Genomic DNA, 17,146 nt, shown 5'->3' with positions numbered 1-17,146 from the left:
TATAATTACCTACAAGCTTCATTACATCCATCTCTGCCTCAAGATCGTTTATATACTGCATGTCAATCATTCAGCTTGCTCCCTTCTATATTCATGTGCCAATTTTACTAAATATTGATACATGATGTAAAAGAGGATTTCGTCTTATTTTTTGCAATCCTGCTCGTTAGCTTAATGCCGTTCCCAGTCTAGTGCTATATTTTCTCAGTCTACAACTTTATTTTTCAGTCTAATACTTTATTTTCCCAAGACACCTGCTTGTTCAACTAACCTGCCCCGTTAGCTTAAGTACATTGTTTCACAAACTCTCATCAAAATTAACATGAAATCCTATTTTTAATTTAGAAGTGTTATTCAATTAAATGGCCCTTTAACAGAAAAAGACCCTTTCTTTATTCAAGGAAAACGCCCAATTGCTGAAGATCGTTTCAAAGACTTAATTGAAGAAAAAATAAATATTATAGAATGGCTTTTTGAATAAATGCTCTAATTAACGGGTGAACAACATTTTTTAATGCTGAACGTTCAGGCTGAAAAAGCGTCCCAATAAAGAAAGGATGATTAATTAGTTCCAAAATACGAGTTTCTCCATCAGTATCAACCCCTGTAATTCTCATACCTGCATTCTCTTCAAAGGATCAAACTCAGGATTTAAACCATAATTACAAATTCCATACTGTTCAACAATCTAAAAATTATCATACATATCCGCAAATTTTGAGCCTTGTGTAAGTGTAAAAGTATGCGTTTTTTCACTCACCGAACAAGTAAGAGGAGCGACCAACAATAATGAGGAAGTAGGATTCTCCTCAGCAGGATCTGCTTCTGAAAATTCCAAAACATTCCTAGCAAACTCAATAATCATATGCTGAAAACCTCCACATGTTCCTAGAAAGGGTACCTTATGTTCTCGTTCAAATCGAATACCATTTAATGCACCTTGCATACTCTTATAAGGTCTAGTAGGAACTGACCAAAGTGCTTGAAACATTGCATCTCTGTATTAATAATTCCAGGCTGGATGCTGTTGTGTCACACACTGAATCTTCCCACCATGCTGATAAAGCAACCTACAATTCTATTCCTTTTCTTTAACATCAAAAATACTGACATTCACTAATGTATGAAAATATTCATCTAGTTGTTCTAAGCTTACTAGATTCGGATTTTTACGCCACCATTCACTTAAAGCAACCATTGTAGCGACATGAAATTCAGCTAACAAATCATCCGGAATATCAATGGTTTTGGAATTTTGGATAAATTTTAATGAGTCCTTTTTCAGTATTCGCATAGAGTAAGTTGTCATACAGTCAAAGAAAAGTTCATCACCTCGTTGTGCATGAACTAGCTTATTGGATAGGGAGTCTTCAAAAAATTCACTAGACCAAAAAAATGGCTGTAAAATTCTTTTTTCCAGTGGAATATCCCAATATCCCTCCATAATTTCATTTAGTCCGTACTCTAGCAATCTAAATTTGTCATCAAAATGCTTATAAAACGTAGAACGATGAACCATTGCCTTTTCGCAAATTTGATCGACTGTCAATTTAGAAAATAACATCTTTTTTACTGTCATAAGATCAAACATTGCTTTCCATAACAATTGCATGGAGCGTCGTTTTCTCAAATCCATCCCCATCCACCTTCTTTTTTAAATAATTTCTCCAACATTTATTCAGTTTTGTCTCCTAACTACCCAAAGTAGAAAGATTGAATATATTTCACTATGAAAAATATTTCTATAATTGAAAAAGCATCACAACATTTGTACGAAAGGAATGAACACTACATGAACTTAAATTTGCAAAATGTAAAACGAACACCCATCATGGTTGCACTTATGATGGGAGCATTTGTAGCAACATTAAACGAAACATTGCTAGGGAATGCCTTGCCTGTGCTAATGAATGAATTCCAGGTCGAGGCAACTACAATTCAATGGCTAACCGCGGCTTATCTGCTCGTTGTTGGCGCACTTATTCCTGTAACAGCTTTAATTCAACAATGGTTTACTACAAGACAACTATTTTTTATTTCAATGATTACCTTTTTAATTGGTACAATTATCGCTGCATTGGCACCTACTTTTATGCTGCTATTAGTTGCCCGAATTGTACAAGCCATTGGTACGGGATTAATCATCCCACTACTGATGAATACGCTGTTAATGATTTATCCTGCTGAAAAAAGAGGTTCCATTATGGGTGTGCTCTTTTTAATATTTACATTTGCTCCTGCTATCGGACCTACCCTTTCAGGCGTTATTGTTGAGACATTGGATTGGCGCTGGCTATTCTATATCGTTATTCCAATTATACTGATCTCCGTTATTATTGGTTATTATTATCTTGCCAATGTAACAGAACTCACAAAACCCAAAGTTGATATTCTTTCCATTATTTTATCCACATTAGGTTTTGGCGGTGTGGTGTATGGTTTTAGTGCTACAGGTAATGGTGGTTGGTCTGACTCGCGAGTTTATTGGCCAATTGTTATTGGTAGTCTAGCATTAATTATATTCATCGTTCGCCAACTGCGTATTTCAAACCCAATTTTGGAATTACGTACATTCAAATTCCCTATGTTCTCACTCTCAATTATGCTTTTAATTGTTGTGATGATGTCGATGTTTGCAACGACTACCTTACTACCAATGTTTATGCAAAGCGTGTTACTAGTGACCGCTTTTCAGTCAGGTCTCACTATGTTGCCTGGAAGTGTCGTCAACGGATTAATGTCGCCTATTACAGGAAAACTATTTGATAGATTTGGCGCTAGAATCATTATTATTCCGGGTCTGTTAATTGTCAGTATTGCGATGTATCTCTTTACCAAATTCACACTTGAATCGACGACCTTGCAAATAACCTTAACTCATTGCTTGCTAATGCTAGGAGTGGCGCTCGTTCTTGTTCCCGTCCAAACATATGGTCTGAATCAAATTTCGTCGGAATACTATCCACATGGATCTGCCATTTTTAGTACGTTGCAGCAAGTTGCTGGAGCGATTGGCACATCTTTGTTTATCGCTACCATGTCTTCACGCTCCCGTAGTCATTTTGCGCAGTCTGCTGATCAAAATGATGTAGAACAACAATTATCTGCATCTGTTGCAGGGTATAGCGACACGTTCATATTAGGCTTTGTAATTTCTATCATTGCTGTAGTACTGTCTCTGTTTCTTAGAAAAAATAAAAAAGAAAAACAAGTGAATTGAACTCTTTTTCAAGGACTGCTTTGAGAAATATCAAAGCAGTCTCTAAAAATAAAGGATAAATCTTATTCTCTATTTCTCCCCATCTTCAATATGGAAATCGTTTTTATTACAGCAATCCACAGTCCTAATAGTCATACCATTTTAATCTGTAACCCTTGTCATTTTAAATAAATGTAAAAGGACAACTTCACTCACCAGCAAAGTTGTCCTAAATTGGTTCTATTCCCTTAAATAAAACAATTGTTTCGCTATTCCTTATCCTACTTCACTTTATAATGCATTTGTACAAACTGACCGTACCGTTTTGTATCAATTAAAATTAAATCTATTTGTGGATTGTTTTCTTTAAACAACGGAATACCTGAGCCAAGTATATGAGGTGTGACAGTAATAATATATTCGTCAACTAAATTTTCCTTTATAAAAGCATCAAGTATACCTGCTCCACCAACCATCCATATTTTAGAACCCTCTTGTTCCTTTAACTTTCGCGTAAATTCTACTACGTCTTCATTGACAAATTCAACATATTCATTTGAATCTTTTTCAGAATTGCTAAATACGTAACATTTTTTTTCAGGATAAGGAAATGATTCTGAGTTTTTCATTATATAATCATAAGTCTTTTTCCCCATGATTGTTGTATCTATTGATTGATACATTTCTGCATATCCTGCATCACCCTCTCCTTCTGTCTCAGTTAACCATTGTAAGTCATTATCTTCCTTTGCAATAAATCCATCTAAGCTTGTGGCAATGTATAAAACTACTTCACGTGACATACTTTAATCTCTCCTTCTATCTTATATACTTCCCTTATTAATTAAGGTACAAAACTATTCTAAACATAAAACATGACAAGTATTGTCATGTTTTAATAAAAAAGAGAATATTTTTTTCATTAAATTCCCTCAATCACAATTTCCTAAGTTGGTTAGCAATTCTTATGCACTAATAGAATTCTTATCAAACTTTATTTTAATACGACAGGTAACATATCATAAAAGGTTGTTATTCAATAATATGGCCCTTTCCATGAATAAGACGCCTTTCCTTATTAAGGAAAAGCGCCCGTTTGTTGAATAAACAACTTTATTATTTTAAGATTTTCATATTTCTTACGGCCAAACCAACTTAAATCATGTATCACTAACACATCACCAAAACGCATTTTTGATCTCATTTCACGATACACGGAACAAAAAATCTTCCCTGACTTTTTTCAGTGTATATTTTTTCACATCCAAAAGCTTCAAGCCCTTTTAGTTGGCGATCAAAATTTTAATCAACAGCACTAACCCTCGCATAACCAAAGTTCATTATGTATCGACTCCTTTAAATGAACAACTTCATACATTACCAAATAGAGTCTACTTAAATTGAACATTTCTGTAGTGATAATAAAATCATTTAATAAACAATTATAAATTTTGTTAAATATTGTTAAGTATTCTATTTTTTATCCGATAATTATCGTGTGTTACAAATAATGTAAAAGGGAGATGTTACATATGAAGAAATATTTACTAGCTGTTGGAATTTTAACAAGTGGCTTTTTGGGGCTAAATACAGCTGAAGCTTCAGAAGTAGAAAAAGATATGATTGAAGTAAATCCATTAATTGAAAATCTAAAAACAAAACATCCTGGTTGGACAATTACATTAGTAACTTCAGATGAGGCTGCTAAAATTAAAGAAGAAGTAAATAATAGTCCAGTTCTAAGAGGTCCAGCACCACCATTAACATCTGTTTATATTGACCAAGTAATATCCCAAGTTGGAACAATCAATGAATATTCCGAGGATATTGGCTTGCAGCAAACTTCTCATGCAGTTTCGGGTACCGTATTAATAGGGGTTATGGAAGTTGGTTATGGAAATGACAATCAATGGTTAGGTGATGAGCGTATTACTTATCAAAATCGTGATTATAAAATTAATGAAGCTACTGTAGATTTTAATAATGACAAAATTATAGATGCGTTTTATCATACAGTAACATTTAATTCAGACTTAAAAATCTCAAGTGGAACTTCTGCATTATATAAGTTTAGATCTACTTCACAAAATTCCCCTTGGAATACCATTGAAAGAACGATAAATATTCCACATTTATAATTTAGGAATCTATTGAAGGGCGGTGTATTTAAAATGGTTTCTATGGAAGATATGAGTATAAAGTTAGCTATCCTTCGAGGAGCTTACGGATATAAAGGTTTTACTGAACAAGTTGGCGAAAATATGTATAAAGTTGATACGAAAGCTTTTAAAGAAACAATAGAAAATGCAAAAGAACCGATTGATCAAAGTAAAGTTTCAAAGTTATCATCTGATCAAATTAAAGTGTTACAAGGTGCTCCAAGTGGTAGTTGGTTGATTCCTTTACTGAATAGAATGGGACAATTAGGGATGATGGATTTACGTGAGGGACTAGTCAACCCTAAAATATTCCAATATACTTCGACAATGAATGCATATAATAGATCCATTTAAGCTAAGTGAAAATAAAAGGCATTAACATAAGGATTTTTCCTTTCTTGTTAATGCTTTTTTCAATTGTTTTGTACCTATTTTGAACAAATATTGATCAAAATAGGGGCTATTTTTCCTTTCTGTATACGTTTTCTGTAATAAAGATTGATCATTTCAGAAATCAAATATTCAACTAAAGCGCCCGATTGTTGAAGATCGCTATTGAACTAAAGCCCTTCGTTTAATAAGAAAAAGGCTCTGCTTCTTTTCGAAGTAAAGCCCCCTTTAGCTTATTAGACAATATTATTACGAAACAACTTATATGAATTGTAAATAAAAGCATTTCATTATATGAATTTATTTATATCTAATCATTTTGTTTGGTTATGGTAATTTAACTTGTCTTTCTTTAAGTCAGAGTAATCTCTTCCTTACTATTATTCTGCTGACCTACGATAGTTAAGATTACTTTCCCTTTGGATTTTCCATTTTCTACATAACCAATTGCTTTTGTAGCTTCTTCAAATGTGAAGATCTTATCAATCGTTGGTTTAATCTTCTCTGATTCCAAAAGTTCTGTTAATACTTGTAACTGTTGTCCGCTATGCTTCATGAAAAGAAAAGTGTACTCCACATCGTGCTTTTTTTCTAAACTAGTTAACTTTGTACTTGCTAATGAGAGTAACATTTTTTTAAAATGTCCCAGTCCCATTTCCTTTGCAAAACGACCATTTGGGGTACCAGAGATTGAAACAATCTTCCCACCTTTTTTTACTGTCAGAAATGACTTCTCTAAGGTTGCTCCCCCAATAGTATCAATCACTGCATCATAATTCTTTATAATTTCTTCAAATTTTTCTATTTTATAATTAATAACTTCATCCGCACCAAGTGATTTTGCTAAATTGCTTCCCTCACTTGCTGTAGTTGCAACATAGGCTCCCATTTCTTTTGCAAGCTGTATAGCGAAAGTTCCTACACCTCCAGAGCCAGCATGAATTAAAATTTTTTGATTATTTTTAACCTTCAAGATGTCGTAAAGGGTCTGGTAAGAAGTTAAACCAACCAAAGGGATAGATGCAGCTTCTTCAAAGCTAAGATTTTTAGGTTTTATCGCAATATCATCTTCATGTACTGATAGATACTCTGCAAATGTGCCAATCTTGTTAGAACGGGGACGACCATAAACTTCATCGCCTACACTGAATTTGGTTACATTTTTCCCCACTTCGATAATCGTTCCCGCAAAATCGTTTCCTAATGTCAATGGCATATCGTAATGCAGGAGTAGCTTTAATTCGCCCTTACGTATTTTTGTATCAAGTGGGTTTATACTCGCTGCATGTATTTTAACTAATACTTCATTATTGCCTACTTTGGGTACTGGTCGATCAATAAAAGTAGGCTCTTTCTTGTATGCTTCTATTACAAATGCTCTCATCACAAAACTCCTTTTAACCTGAATGAAATTACTGACTCACTTCGCTCCTTAGGTTGTAACGATTCTCAATTCCCTTTCATACTTTAAGGAATAATAACTTCCCCTAAACTTAAACATGTTTAGGGGAAGTTTAATTTATTGTTACCGTTGCTCTTTAATCACGTTCTTCATTCAAGAACGGGTAATCTGTGTATCCTTCCGCACCACCCGCATACATTGTATTTCGATCAGGCTCGTTTAATCGTGCATTGACTTTCAAACGCTTCACAAAATCTGGGTTTGCGATTAACCAAGTCCCTACAGTTACAACGTCAGCCAGTTCATTATCCAAGTCTACTGTTAATTTATCTAAAGGGCGTCCTGCTCGGTTAACGAGAAGTGCTTGTGACCAAAGCTTTCGTATTTCTTGTAGTAATGGTTCGTTTCCAAAGTGCATGACGTGAAGATAGGCAAGCTTGAGCTTATTTAACTCCGCAATTAGATAATGGTACATCTCAATACTTGTTTCTCCCTCTTCTATACCGTTTAAAGTACCTTGAGGTGAAAAACGAATACCCGTACGTTCGGCCCCAATTTCTTCAACAACCGCTTTAGCTACTTCAATAGCAAATCGAGATCGGTTTGCTATTGAACCACCATACGCATCTTGACGATGATTAGAGTTTTCGCTTAGGAACTGCTGAATTAGGTAACCGTTAGCCCCATGTATTTCGACACCATCGGCACCAGCTTCAATGGCTGCTCGTGCTGCCAAACGAAATTCATTGATTACATCTTTAATTTCTCCTTCTGTTAACTCTCTAGGAGTAGGAACTTGCTTCATTCCTTGAGGAGTGAAAATTTCCACATTAGGAGCAATGGCTGAAGGAGCAATGGCTTGACGGTGATGTGGTGTGTTATCTGGGTGGGATACACGCCCTACATGCATCAGTTGAATAAATATTTTACCGCCTTCGTTATGAACTTTAGATGTAACTTTTTTCCATCCTTCAATTTGAGCCTTAGTATAAATGCCTGGTGTATTTGTATACCCTTGCCCATCATCAGAAGGTTGAGTACCTTCACTTATAATTAAGCCAACAGACGCACGTTGACCGTAATACTCAACTGCTAAATTACTAGGTGTACCATCTTCTAAGGCACGACTTCTTGTCATAGGTGCCATGCCTATACGATTCTTTAAAGAAATATTTCCAATACGCACTTCATCAAATAGCTTACTCATAATCAATCTCCTTTTTTGTTTGTTATGATACTTATAGTGCTGTAGCATCTAAAAATGAATTAACATTCTCAGCAAATAATTCTGGGAACTGAAACAGGTGTCCATGACCAGAATCAGGATAGATAATCAGCTGTGCATTTGGTAAATTCTCAGCTAGAATATAACTATTTTTTGTTGGTACCATTACATCTTCAATACCATTGGTCACAAGCACTGGATGAGGAATGTTTTGCAACCAATCGTAATTATGATTAGTCTTCGGTTGGGCCCATTTTGCAACGGCTTTTAGTTGAGCTGCTTGTACTTGATCTGAGCTTTCAACCTGTTTCTGATTCATGATTCGTTGTAGAGACTCCATTCCAGCAGCTTTACTAGTTTCAGTTGAACGGTAGAAGAAGAACATGAAATCATCTAAAGCATCGTTTACATTTCCTTCGTGGCGATTCATTCTCTCAAATATTACTGGATCTGGATTTACTCCAGCTTCTGGAGACGAACCAGCTATAATAATACGGCGAATGAGGTGTCCTTCTTGTAAGGCTAATTCTTGAACCACCATCCCACCAATTGAGAAACCTAGAAGATCCACTTGGTTAAGTCCAAGTGCTTTGATAAATGTAGCAGCGTCTTGTGCCATTTCTGTTATCGTTTCTGGTGTTCTACCATTTGTCTCTCCAACTCCTTTATTATCAAAAAGGATCACTGGTCTTTCTTTTGCAATTGGAGCCAGCATGTTAGGATCCCAATTTTCCATGGTCCCTCTAAAATGAACAAGGAATACGACAGGTGTACCTGATTCCGCACCAAATTTCCTATATGCAAAACGTGTTCCATTCGCTTCAATAAATGTTGATTTTGTTGGAATTGTAAATGTTGTCATATAAATTCTCCTTAAGTTTTTTTTTATAAAGAAAGTCTTTTTTAGAACGAGCATTCTAGAATGGAGAAAGAAAAAAGAAAGCTATTCTAACACTTTCAAAATTAAATCAATAATGCTTTCTAAATCCTTTTTTGTATACTTGGTTTTAACTAATACTCTTAAACCAATAAGGTTATTATGCAGAAATTGAGCAGTAACTTGAGTATTTAAATCATTTTTAAGTTCGCCTTTATTTTGCCCCTCTTTTAAAAGTTTATTGAATAACTCTTCTGTATCGTTAAACATTTTAGTAGTTAAATGTTGTATATCTTTATCTAACAAAGACAACTCTACAGCAGTATTAACTGCAAAACAACCTGCTGGATAGATTTCTAATTCAGCTAAATTGACTACATACTCAAAAATATTTCTAATAGCTATCTTCAATGTTGAAGAATTGCTTATAATTTTAGTTAATTCTTCTGCAACAAACACTTCATAAGATTTTAAAGAAGCTAAGAATAATGAGTACTTGTCACCAAATGTATCATAGATACTTCTACGATGGATCCCCATGTGGTTAACCAAATCTTGCATCGATGTTTTTTCATATCCTTGCTTCCAAAAAAGTTCCATCGCTTTTTTTAGAACTGCCTTTTCATCAAATTCTTTATTTCTAGCCATCTCAATTCCTTCTCCCTAAAGAATAAAAAATCTTTAACAGTCTTTTTAGACCGAACGTTCTACAATGCACATTACACTATATAGAATAATTAGTAAAGTATTGAGTTTTGGATATTATCTTCTGACACATACTAATTATCTTTTCAACTAAACTACCCCGTTAGCTTACTTAAGTACATCGTTTAACAAAATCACATCAATATTAACATAAAGTCCTATTTTTAATTTAGAAGTGGTATTCAATTAAATGGCCCGTTTGTTGAACAAAAGATCCTGCATATCAACACAGGATTTTTAATCAAACTTTATTATAAATGATCAATCTTTTAAAAAAACTACACTTGAATGTTTAACAATGATTTATATTCCACTCCAACTCCAGAGCCACGACATTCTTTCATCCACTTTTCGACTTTAGATGTTCTAGTTCGTTTTGACATAAAAAACACCCCTTCGGATTAATATTATCCAAAGGGGTAAAACGGTGTAACTTTTTTACAAAAAACACATAAATGTCCAATAAAAAAATCATCTCAAAGAATAATTAATGAGATGATTTTTATCAATCTTTATTATAAACGATTAATCTTTTTTACAAAGCTACAATCCGTGATTTGGCCTTAAAATGGCTCATTAATGGGGAAATTTTCATCACTTAATAGGGTCCTAATCCAAAAGAAAAAATGAAATCCCTTCTTTATAGAGACAGGAAATTTGAATTATTTTATTGTTTTGCTGGTAGAAATCCAGCATCCTCTGCCTCTTCTTTAGTGCAGAACATTTCTTCAGCTATTGTATTGTCATAATCGTGTTGACCAGGCATATGATAAATCTTATTTCCTTTTGAATTGATATTACCTTTAATTACACAACTGTTTTCATTAGTAATAGATTTATCATTTTCTTTTTTCTTATTATCTTTATTTCTTTCTGTAGTGGCATAATAAGCATCCTTGTCGTATCCACGATTCGTTACATAGTCTTCAATTGACCAAATACCAATAGCTGACTGTTGTGCAGTTTTTTGAACCGATTTAAACCAATCTACGTGCTTTGTATTTGGTTCATATATATAAGCCACACGTGCCAATCCATTTTTCAATAACTGCTCTTGGACACTTATACCCTCTTTGGTATAAATATAGGCAAGTAGTCTTTTATATTTATCACGATAAGAAACATCAAATTCTAAATATATTGTATCTTGACCATCTAAAAGTTGCTTAGTAAATTCTTTAGCTTCTGGTCCGTACGGTTGCTCTCCTAATGTCTCATGATTAGTTTCAGGAGTATCAACAAGTAAAAAACGAACTTTTTCAGAGCTGCCGTTATATTTTATTCTTACTGTATCACCGTCAATTACATTTTCAAGCTCATATTCTTCAAACTTACTTACATCGTGTTTCTCAGCATTTTCTATCGTTGATGATATAAGACCTTCTATATCTTCATTCTCAATAATATTCGTACTAGTTTCTTCTGCGCATGCACTCAGAACCAATGTAGAAATGAATAAAGCAAAAATAATTTTCTTCAAATTTACACTCTACTTTCTAATTTATATCTCTTTATAAAACTAAAAATCCTCAGTTAAATTAAAACTGAAGATCGATCTTAATTTTATTTGAATATCAAATATAATACAAAAGCTAAAATAATTGTTCCACTTGTAATTAGCGTTTTAATATCTTTGTCACTCATTTTCCGTACCTCTCTTCTAGCTTTCATTAATATCTTATTTAAGTCTATTATCAATACACTAATATCACAATGAATTTGATTTATTTTCTACTAAGAATTTTCAACAATAATTTAATTACTACCTTACATATAAAAAATCTTCAGTCTTAAAAACCGAAGATCATAATACCTTTATTATTAAGCAATATTTATAAATATTTAGCTGATATATCATTATTCTATATCAGCTAAATATGTACACTGTATACAAACATAGTTAATCAAGATAAGACTATAATCTATAATTAAATAAATTTTATTGTGTACACCTATATTTTGAAGACCTACATGAAATTACAGTAATATCAACACTTTACGATTTTAATGTGTACAATATTTTAATGTACAGTTTTATAGTGATAACCCATCATATGCTTTAATATAGTCTACATCAAAGCGTTTGTTTCCAGTTTCTTCCACTTACTCAATAGAAATACTTCCTTGTTGATCTGTAACTGTTGTATCTATTTCTTCCGCAGGAGATCTGCCAAATATCATGTACAATGCTACAGCAAGAAGAATTGTACCACTTGTTATTAAAGTTTTTACATCTTGCATTTTCATGTAGAAGGCCCCTCACAACTAATCATCTTTTCTTATACCTAATATTCATATAAGTTGCTCAACTTATCACCCAGAGGACAAAAAGTTTCACGATGTTTCTATTGTAAAATATCAAGCTACTACATTCAAGCTATCACGTTGTAACAGCTACCCAATGATTTGGAGAAACTTCTACAAGTTGGCTATTTTCTACCTCATAGTGAACTTTCACGTCTTCTGTATTCTCGGCATCATTATATTTCTGTTTCTCAATCTTCGGATCCGGAATTGGGATGGAACGTAATAATGCACGCGTGTATGGATGTTGAGGATTCGTATATAGCTCCTCACTTTCAGCTAATTCAACAATCTTCCCAGCATACATGACTGCTACACGATCACTAATATGCTTCACCATCGATAAATCATGTGCAATAAATAAATACGTCAAACCAAGTTTTTGTTGTAAATCCTTTAATAAATCAACAATCTGCTTTTGAATGGAAACATCTAGTGCTGATAAGGGCTCATCACAGACAATGAAATTTGGCTCAACCGCTAATGCTCTAGCAATTCCAATACGTTGTCGCTGACCTCCTGAAAATTCATGCGGATAACGCATGGCATGTTCTTTCTTCAAACCGACAAGTTCTAACAATTCCTCCACCCGTTGTAGTCTCTCTTCATGGTTCTTCACTAGGCCATGAATATCAAGAGCTTCCCCAATAATATCTAAGATTTTTTTGCGGGGATTTAACGATGAATAGGGGTCTTGAAAAATAATTTGCATATGGCGTCGCATGGCCTTTAACTGCTTTTTCGTTAGTCTCGTTACAGGAATCCCTTGATATAAGACCTCTCCATTTGTAGGTTGATGAAGCTGTAGGATTGTTCGACCCGTAGTAGATTTACCTGAGCCGGATTCGCCTACTAAGCCTAAAGTTTCACCTGGGAGTATATGGAACGATAAATCGTTGACAGCTTTTAATGTTTGGCCTCTGCCTAAGGAAAACTCTTTTGACAGATGTGTTACCTCGATCAAAGGTTTATTTCGATCAATACCTGGTTGAATATTTGATATCTCTTTTGGCTGCTTTTTTTCATGTAGCTTTGGTAGCGCATTCAATAATTTTTGGGTATACGGATGTTGGGCATTTGCAAAAATCTCTTCTGTTGTACCCTGTTCAACAATTTCTCCTTCTTTCATAACAATGAGACGATCACACATTCCGGCGACTACTCCCAAATCATGTGTAATTAAAATAATAGATGTGCCCATTTTCTTTTGCATATCACGCATCAATTTTAAAATTTGAGCTTGTATGGTTACATCCAGTGCTGTCGTTGGCTCATCCGCGATAAGCAGAGATGGATTACATGCAAGTGCCATAGCAATCATTACGCGTTGACGCATTCCACCTGAAAATTCATGGGGATATTGGCGATAACGCTCTTCTGCATCTCGAATTCCAACCAGTTTTAATAATTCAATGGTTTGATTATAGGCTTCTGTCTTTGACATGGACTGATGCTTGATTAAACTTTCAGCCACCTGATCACCTATTCGAATAGTAGGATTTGTAGATGTCATAGGATCCTGAAAAATCATGCTAATATCTTGTCCACGAATCGCTTCCATTTGTTTTTCAGCTAATTCAGTTAACTCTTGACCTTTAAACACAATATTGCCAGATTTCATAAATGAAGGTGGCGAAGGTAATAGACGCATAATGGAACGTGCCGTTACACTTTTCCCACTACCCGATTCACCCACAATTCCGAGTGTTTCACCTTTATTTAGATGGAAGCTGACATCTTTTACAGCTTCAAATTCTGTCTCCCCTGTGATAAAGGACACGCGAAGATTATTGATTTCTAAAAGCTTTTCACTCATTCGACCCATCCTTTTTAAAATTTGTGATTGACTTACTTTCGAGTATAATCCATACTTTACAATACTGATAGGAATTATACAATATAATGCTGAATATTTTATTTATGTTTGGAGGAAATGCATGGTTACTTCAAAAAATCATTTAAAATCTAAGGAATTTACTTTCTTTTCTATGATTTATCAAAAACTAATGCATCAAAAGCCTTACAAAATGATACTTTTTCTTTTAAGTGTTTTGGTTCATCCATTTACATACTTTATCTATTGGAAAAGAAAACATTTAAACACTTACGATCAGGCTTTTGAATTGCGTAGTCAACACTACATGGAAAATGATTTATTTGCTCAATGGCAGCAATCATTTGAACAGCAAGAAATAGCAAAATCCACCTTTTTTAAAGAAGCTGTATCATCGTCGCAAATACAGCAATTGGCGAATCAATTAGCCAATAGAAAGCTTCAACAGCAAGTAGACCAAGATTTACAAAAAGAGGGCATACAACAACTAACTTATGAACAATTTTTTAATCAGCAACTGAAAAACAAACGTTTTGTGGCTCTTACCTTCCTACCAGCTGTTTTATTTTATGTAGTACTAATCTTATTTGCGAACCCATTTCTGCAATTTATCATTGAAAGAATTTTACAAAGCTTCATTGTTATTGTTGGTGTGGCAACGTTAGTGTTTACGATTTTGTATCTATCACCTTTCGATCCAGCCAGAAACTTACTCGGAGTTGAAGCAACACCAGAGCAAATCGCGAACTTTAATCGTATACATGGATTGGATCTACCTTATTTATCACAGCTATGGCATTCACTATCTGGCCTATTTACTTTTGATTTAGGTACATCCTTTGCAGGTAAAGAAGACATTACGCACAGCATTGCCAATAAATTTCCTGTCACACTTGAAATAGCTGTATTGTCACTGTTAATGGCTGTCGCTATTGCCATTCCAGTCGGTATTATTTCAGCGGTTCGTCCAAATTCGTATTTGGATTATACATTTATGTTTATTGCTTTAATTGGTTTATCCATCCCAAGCTTTTGGCAAGGTTTAATCTTTATTTTAACGTTCGCGTTAAAGCTACAATGGTTTCCAGCGACCTATAACCCTCAAAATTGGTTATCTCTTATCATGCCAATTATTGTCCTGGGTACATCCATTACAGCATCCATTGCAAGGATGACAAGGTCGAGTATGCTTGAGGTGATTCACGAAGATTACATTATTACAGCTAAAGCAAAAGGGTTAAATGAATTTAAAGTGATTTCAAAACATGCCATTCGCAATGCCATGATTCCGATTATTACGGTGATTGGACTTCTTTTTGGAGGTATGTTGGGGGGCGCATCAGTTACAGAAAAGGTATTCAACATTAGTGGGATTGGTAGCTATATTGTTGATAAACAATTTATCCCTGATATTCCAGCTATTCTTGGGGGCGTTGTTTATATTGCTATCACTATCTCGATTGTCAATTTATTGATTGATATCATGTATGCCTTTTTTGATCCACGCATTCGCTCGAAAATGAAGAAGTCTTAAAGGAGGATCACCTGTGAAAAACATCTTACATGTCAAACTACTTTTGAAGATTACACAGGAATATGTCAATTCTCATTTTACTTTTGTCTTTTCCTTACTGTTTTCTTTACTATTTCTAGCCTATAGCTATAATTTCTCTACCCATAGCTGGCGACCTGTTGTACTACTCTTCTTTGTTATTTATGCAATTACTACAGCCTATGTGGCTTTTGTAAATTTACGACTTAAAAATGATTTAGCAAAGTTTGGTGAAATCCAAAGGAGTACCCGTATTTTTGGCTATCCACTATTATTAACAGTACTTTCAGGCAATATTTTTTCTACATCTTTTGCTTTTATGCTTGTAGCAAAAAGAAGGACTGCAGAATATACTTTTGCTGCTTATGCCTTCATTACACAATTATTCATCATTGGTATTGCAGCATTGAACTTATTTAAACCATATGTAACAGATACCTTTTTAATTGCGATGGGTGTTTTCTTAGTGCTCGCGCTTGTTTATATCGTGATGACAATTTTATGCATTAAATTTGTCACACCTACTGAGGCACCGAAATGGATGCTTATCCCAGGTATATTACTACTATTGGCTTCTTTCACTGGTAACCTATTTGCTACATTGCTTGGTTATAGTCTTATTCAAAAGGCTCGACAGGCAAACCCTTCTTCCATTGAGAAGTGGCAAAAAATATGGGAAAAGATTTTACGTAATACGATGGCCGTTTTCGGGTTATTTTTCGTTATTTTAATGTTCTCATTATCTGTCACAAGTACTTGGACTTTTGACTATGACTTTGCTACAGAAAATAATTACGGTGCCCTGCTACAAACACCATCATTAGAATATCCTCTAGGCACAGATAATTACGGGCGAGATTTATTTTCTCGTATTGTATTTGGGGCACGAATTTCGTTAATCGTCGGATTTTTCTCAACGATTATTCCTGCATTGGTTGGAGGAGCTTTAGGGGCGTTTTCGGGCTATTACGGAAAAACAACCGACAATGTCATCATGCGGAGCCTTGATATTTTATATGCCATCCCAGGTATTTTGTTAGCTATTGCTATTATTGCTGCATTTGGTGCTAACACGGTCAATCTTATTATTGCACTTAGTGTTGGGGCAATCCCAACCTATGCTCGTACAATGCGGGCAAATGTCATGCAACTAGCAAATTATGAATTTGTCGAATCTGCCAGAGCTTTGGGTGCATCTGATGCGGCTATTATTTTCAAGCACATTGTCCCTAATTCATTAGCACCCATGATTGTGAAAGCAACGCTTACGATTGGTGGCGCTGTCATTTCAACAAGTAGTTTAAGTTTTTTAGGGCTTGGTATTGAGCCTCATATTCCCGAATGGGGCAATATTCTAAAAGTTGGTAGTACGTACCTGGAGACACATTCGTATGTTGCTATTTTCCCAGGTCTTTGTATTATGCTTCTTGTCCTCTCCTTTAACTTCTTAGGAGACGGCTTACGAGATGCTTTAGATCCAAAAACAAATTAATCGGAGG

At 34.6% G+C, this 17,146-nt stretch carries 16 protein-coding genes; 5 read left to right on the top strand and 11 right to left on the bottom strand.

What is annotated here, in order from left to right:
• Window positions 1-458: 458 nt before the first annotated feature.
• From AO843_RS25155 to AO843_RS13535, 3 genes are all read right to left on the bottom strand, one after another.
• Complete coding sequence (locus AO843_RS25155) at window positions 459-617, bottom strand: CTP synthase (RefSeq protein ID WP_231630149.1); 159 nt, start codon at window positions 615-617, stop codon at window positions 459-461.
• Between the two features lie 71 nt (window positions 618-688).
• Window positions 689-991 carry a glutamine amidotransferase-related protein gene (locus AO843_RS25150; protein WP_231630148.1) on the bottom strand — a complete coding sequence of 101 codons (303 nt, stop codon included), beginning with the start codon at window positions 989-991 and terminating at the stop codon, window positions 689-691.
• Window positions 992-1,078: 87 nt separating this feature from the next.
• Window positions 1,079-1,636: a TetR/AcrR family transcriptional regulator gene (locus tag AO843_RS13535; protein ID WP_054611623.1), complete on the bottom strand. Its 558-nt coding sequence runs from the start codon at window positions 1,634-1,636 to the stop codon at window positions 1,079-1,081.
• 156 nt (window positions 1,637-1,792) lie between these two features.
• Between AO843_RS13535 and AO843_RS13530 the strand changes: the two genes are divergently transcribed.
• Window positions 1,793-3,220 carry an MDR family MFS transporter gene (locus AO843_RS13530; RefSeq protein WP_054611622.1) on the top strand — a complete coding sequence of 476 codons (1,428 nt, stop codon included), beginning with the start codon at window positions 1,793-1,795 and terminating at the stop codon, window positions 3,218-3,220.
• A 260-nt stretch (window positions 3,221-3,480) separates the two neighbouring features.
• Here AO843_RS13530 and AO843_RS13525 read toward each other — a convergent pair whose 3' ends face one another.
• Window positions 3,481-4,002, bottom strand: a complete 522-nt coding sequence (locus AO843_RS13525) for a dihydrofolate reductase family protein (RefSeq protein ID WP_054611621.1) — start codon at window positions 4,000-4,002, stop codon at window positions 3,481-3,483.
• Between the two features lie 729 nt (window positions 4,003-4,731).
• Here AO843_RS13525 and AO843_RS13520 point away from each other — a divergent pair.
• A complete protein-coding gene (locus AO843_RS13520) occupies window positions 4,732-5,337 on the top strand; it encodes a DUF4879 domain-containing protein (protein ID WP_054611620.1) in 606 nt (201 codons plus the stop codon).
• Window positions 5,338-5,370: 33 nt separating this feature from the next.
• Entirely contained in the window at window positions 5,371-5,712 is a 342-nt protein-coding gene (locus tag AO843_RS13515; protein WP_054611619.1) for a hypothetical protein, read from the top strand.
• A gap of 388 nt (window positions 5,713-6,100) precedes the next feature.
• Here the strand turns inward: AO843_RS13515 and AO843_RS13510 are convergent, their stop codons facing one another.
• The 7 genes from AO843_RS13510 to AO843_RS13480 form a co-directional block, all read right to left on the bottom strand.
• Complete coding sequence (locus AO843_RS13510) at window positions 6,101-7,132, bottom strand: NADP-dependent oxidoreductase (RefSeq protein ID WP_054611618.1); 1,032 nt, start codon at window positions 7,130-7,132, stop codon at window positions 6,101-6,103.
• A gap of 154 nt (window positions 7,133-7,286) precedes the next feature.
• On the bottom strand, window positions 7,287-8,357 hold the full coding sequence (locus AO843_RS13505) for an alkene reductase (RefSeq protein ID WP_054611617.1): 1,071 nt from the start codon (window positions 8,355-8,357) through the stop codon (window positions 7,287-7,289).
• A gap of 31 nt (window positions 8,358-8,388) precedes the next feature.
• Window positions 8,389-9,237, bottom strand: a complete 849-nt coding sequence (locus AO843_RS13500) for an alpha/beta fold hydrolase (protein ID WP_054611616.1) — start codon at window positions 9,235-9,237, stop codon at window positions 8,389-8,391.
• A gap of 81 nt (window positions 9,238-9,318) precedes the next feature.
• Window positions 9,319-9,900 (bottom strand): TetR/AcrR family transcriptional regulator, encoded by a 582-nt coding sequence (locus AO843_RS13495; protein ID WP_054611615.1) that lies wholly within the window; start codon window positions 9,898-9,900, stop codon window positions 9,319-9,321.
• 724 nt (window positions 9,901-10,624) lie between these two features.
• On the bottom strand, window positions 10,625-11,437 hold the full coding sequence (locus tag AO843_RS13485) for a thermonuclease family protein (protein ID WP_054611614.1): 813 nt from the start codon (window positions 11,435-11,437) through the stop codon (window positions 10,625-10,627).
• 623 nt (window positions 11,438-12,060) lie between these two features.
• The gene (locus AO843_RS24050; RefSeq protein WP_231630147.1) at window positions 12,061-12,204 is read right to left on the bottom strand and encodes a hypothetical protein; all 144 of its coding nucleotides are present in this window, start codon (window positions 12,202-12,204) and stop codon (window positions 12,061-12,063) included.
• Window positions 12,205-12,337: 133 nt separating this feature from the next.
• A complete protein-coding gene (locus AO843_RS13480) occupies window positions 12,338-14,077 on the bottom strand; it encodes an ABC transporter ATP-binding protein (RefSeq protein WP_054611613.1) in 1,740 nt (579 codons plus the stop codon).
• A 121-nt stretch (window positions 14,078-14,198) separates the two neighbouring features.
• Between AO843_RS13480 and AO843_RS13475 the strand changes: the two genes are divergently transcribed.
• Both AO843_RS13475 and AO843_RS13470 read left to right on the top strand, forming a co-directional pair.
• The gene (locus AO843_RS13475) at window positions 14,199-15,629 is read left to right on the top strand and encodes an ABC transporter permease (protein WP_054611612.1); all 1,431 of its coding nucleotides are present in this window, start codon (window positions 14,199-14,201) and stop codon (window positions 15,627-15,629) included.
• A gap of 13 nt (window positions 15,630-15,642) precedes the next feature.
• The gene (locus AO843_RS13470; protein ID WP_054611611.1) at window positions 15,643-17,139 is read left to right on the top strand and encodes an ABC transporter permease; all 1,497 of its coding nucleotides are present in this window, start codon (window positions 15,643-15,645) and stop codon (window positions 17,137-17,139) included.
• The last annotated feature ends 7 nt before the right edge of the window (window positions 17,140-17,146 follow it).

Source organism: Lysinibacillus sp. ZYM-1, assembly GCF_001308875.1.
Lineage (GTDB): Bacteria > Bacillota > Bacilli > Bacillales_A > Planococcaceae > Lysinibacillus.
Note: the sequence above shows the minus strand (reverse complement) of the source record. Positions and strands in the feature narration are given on the sequence as shown.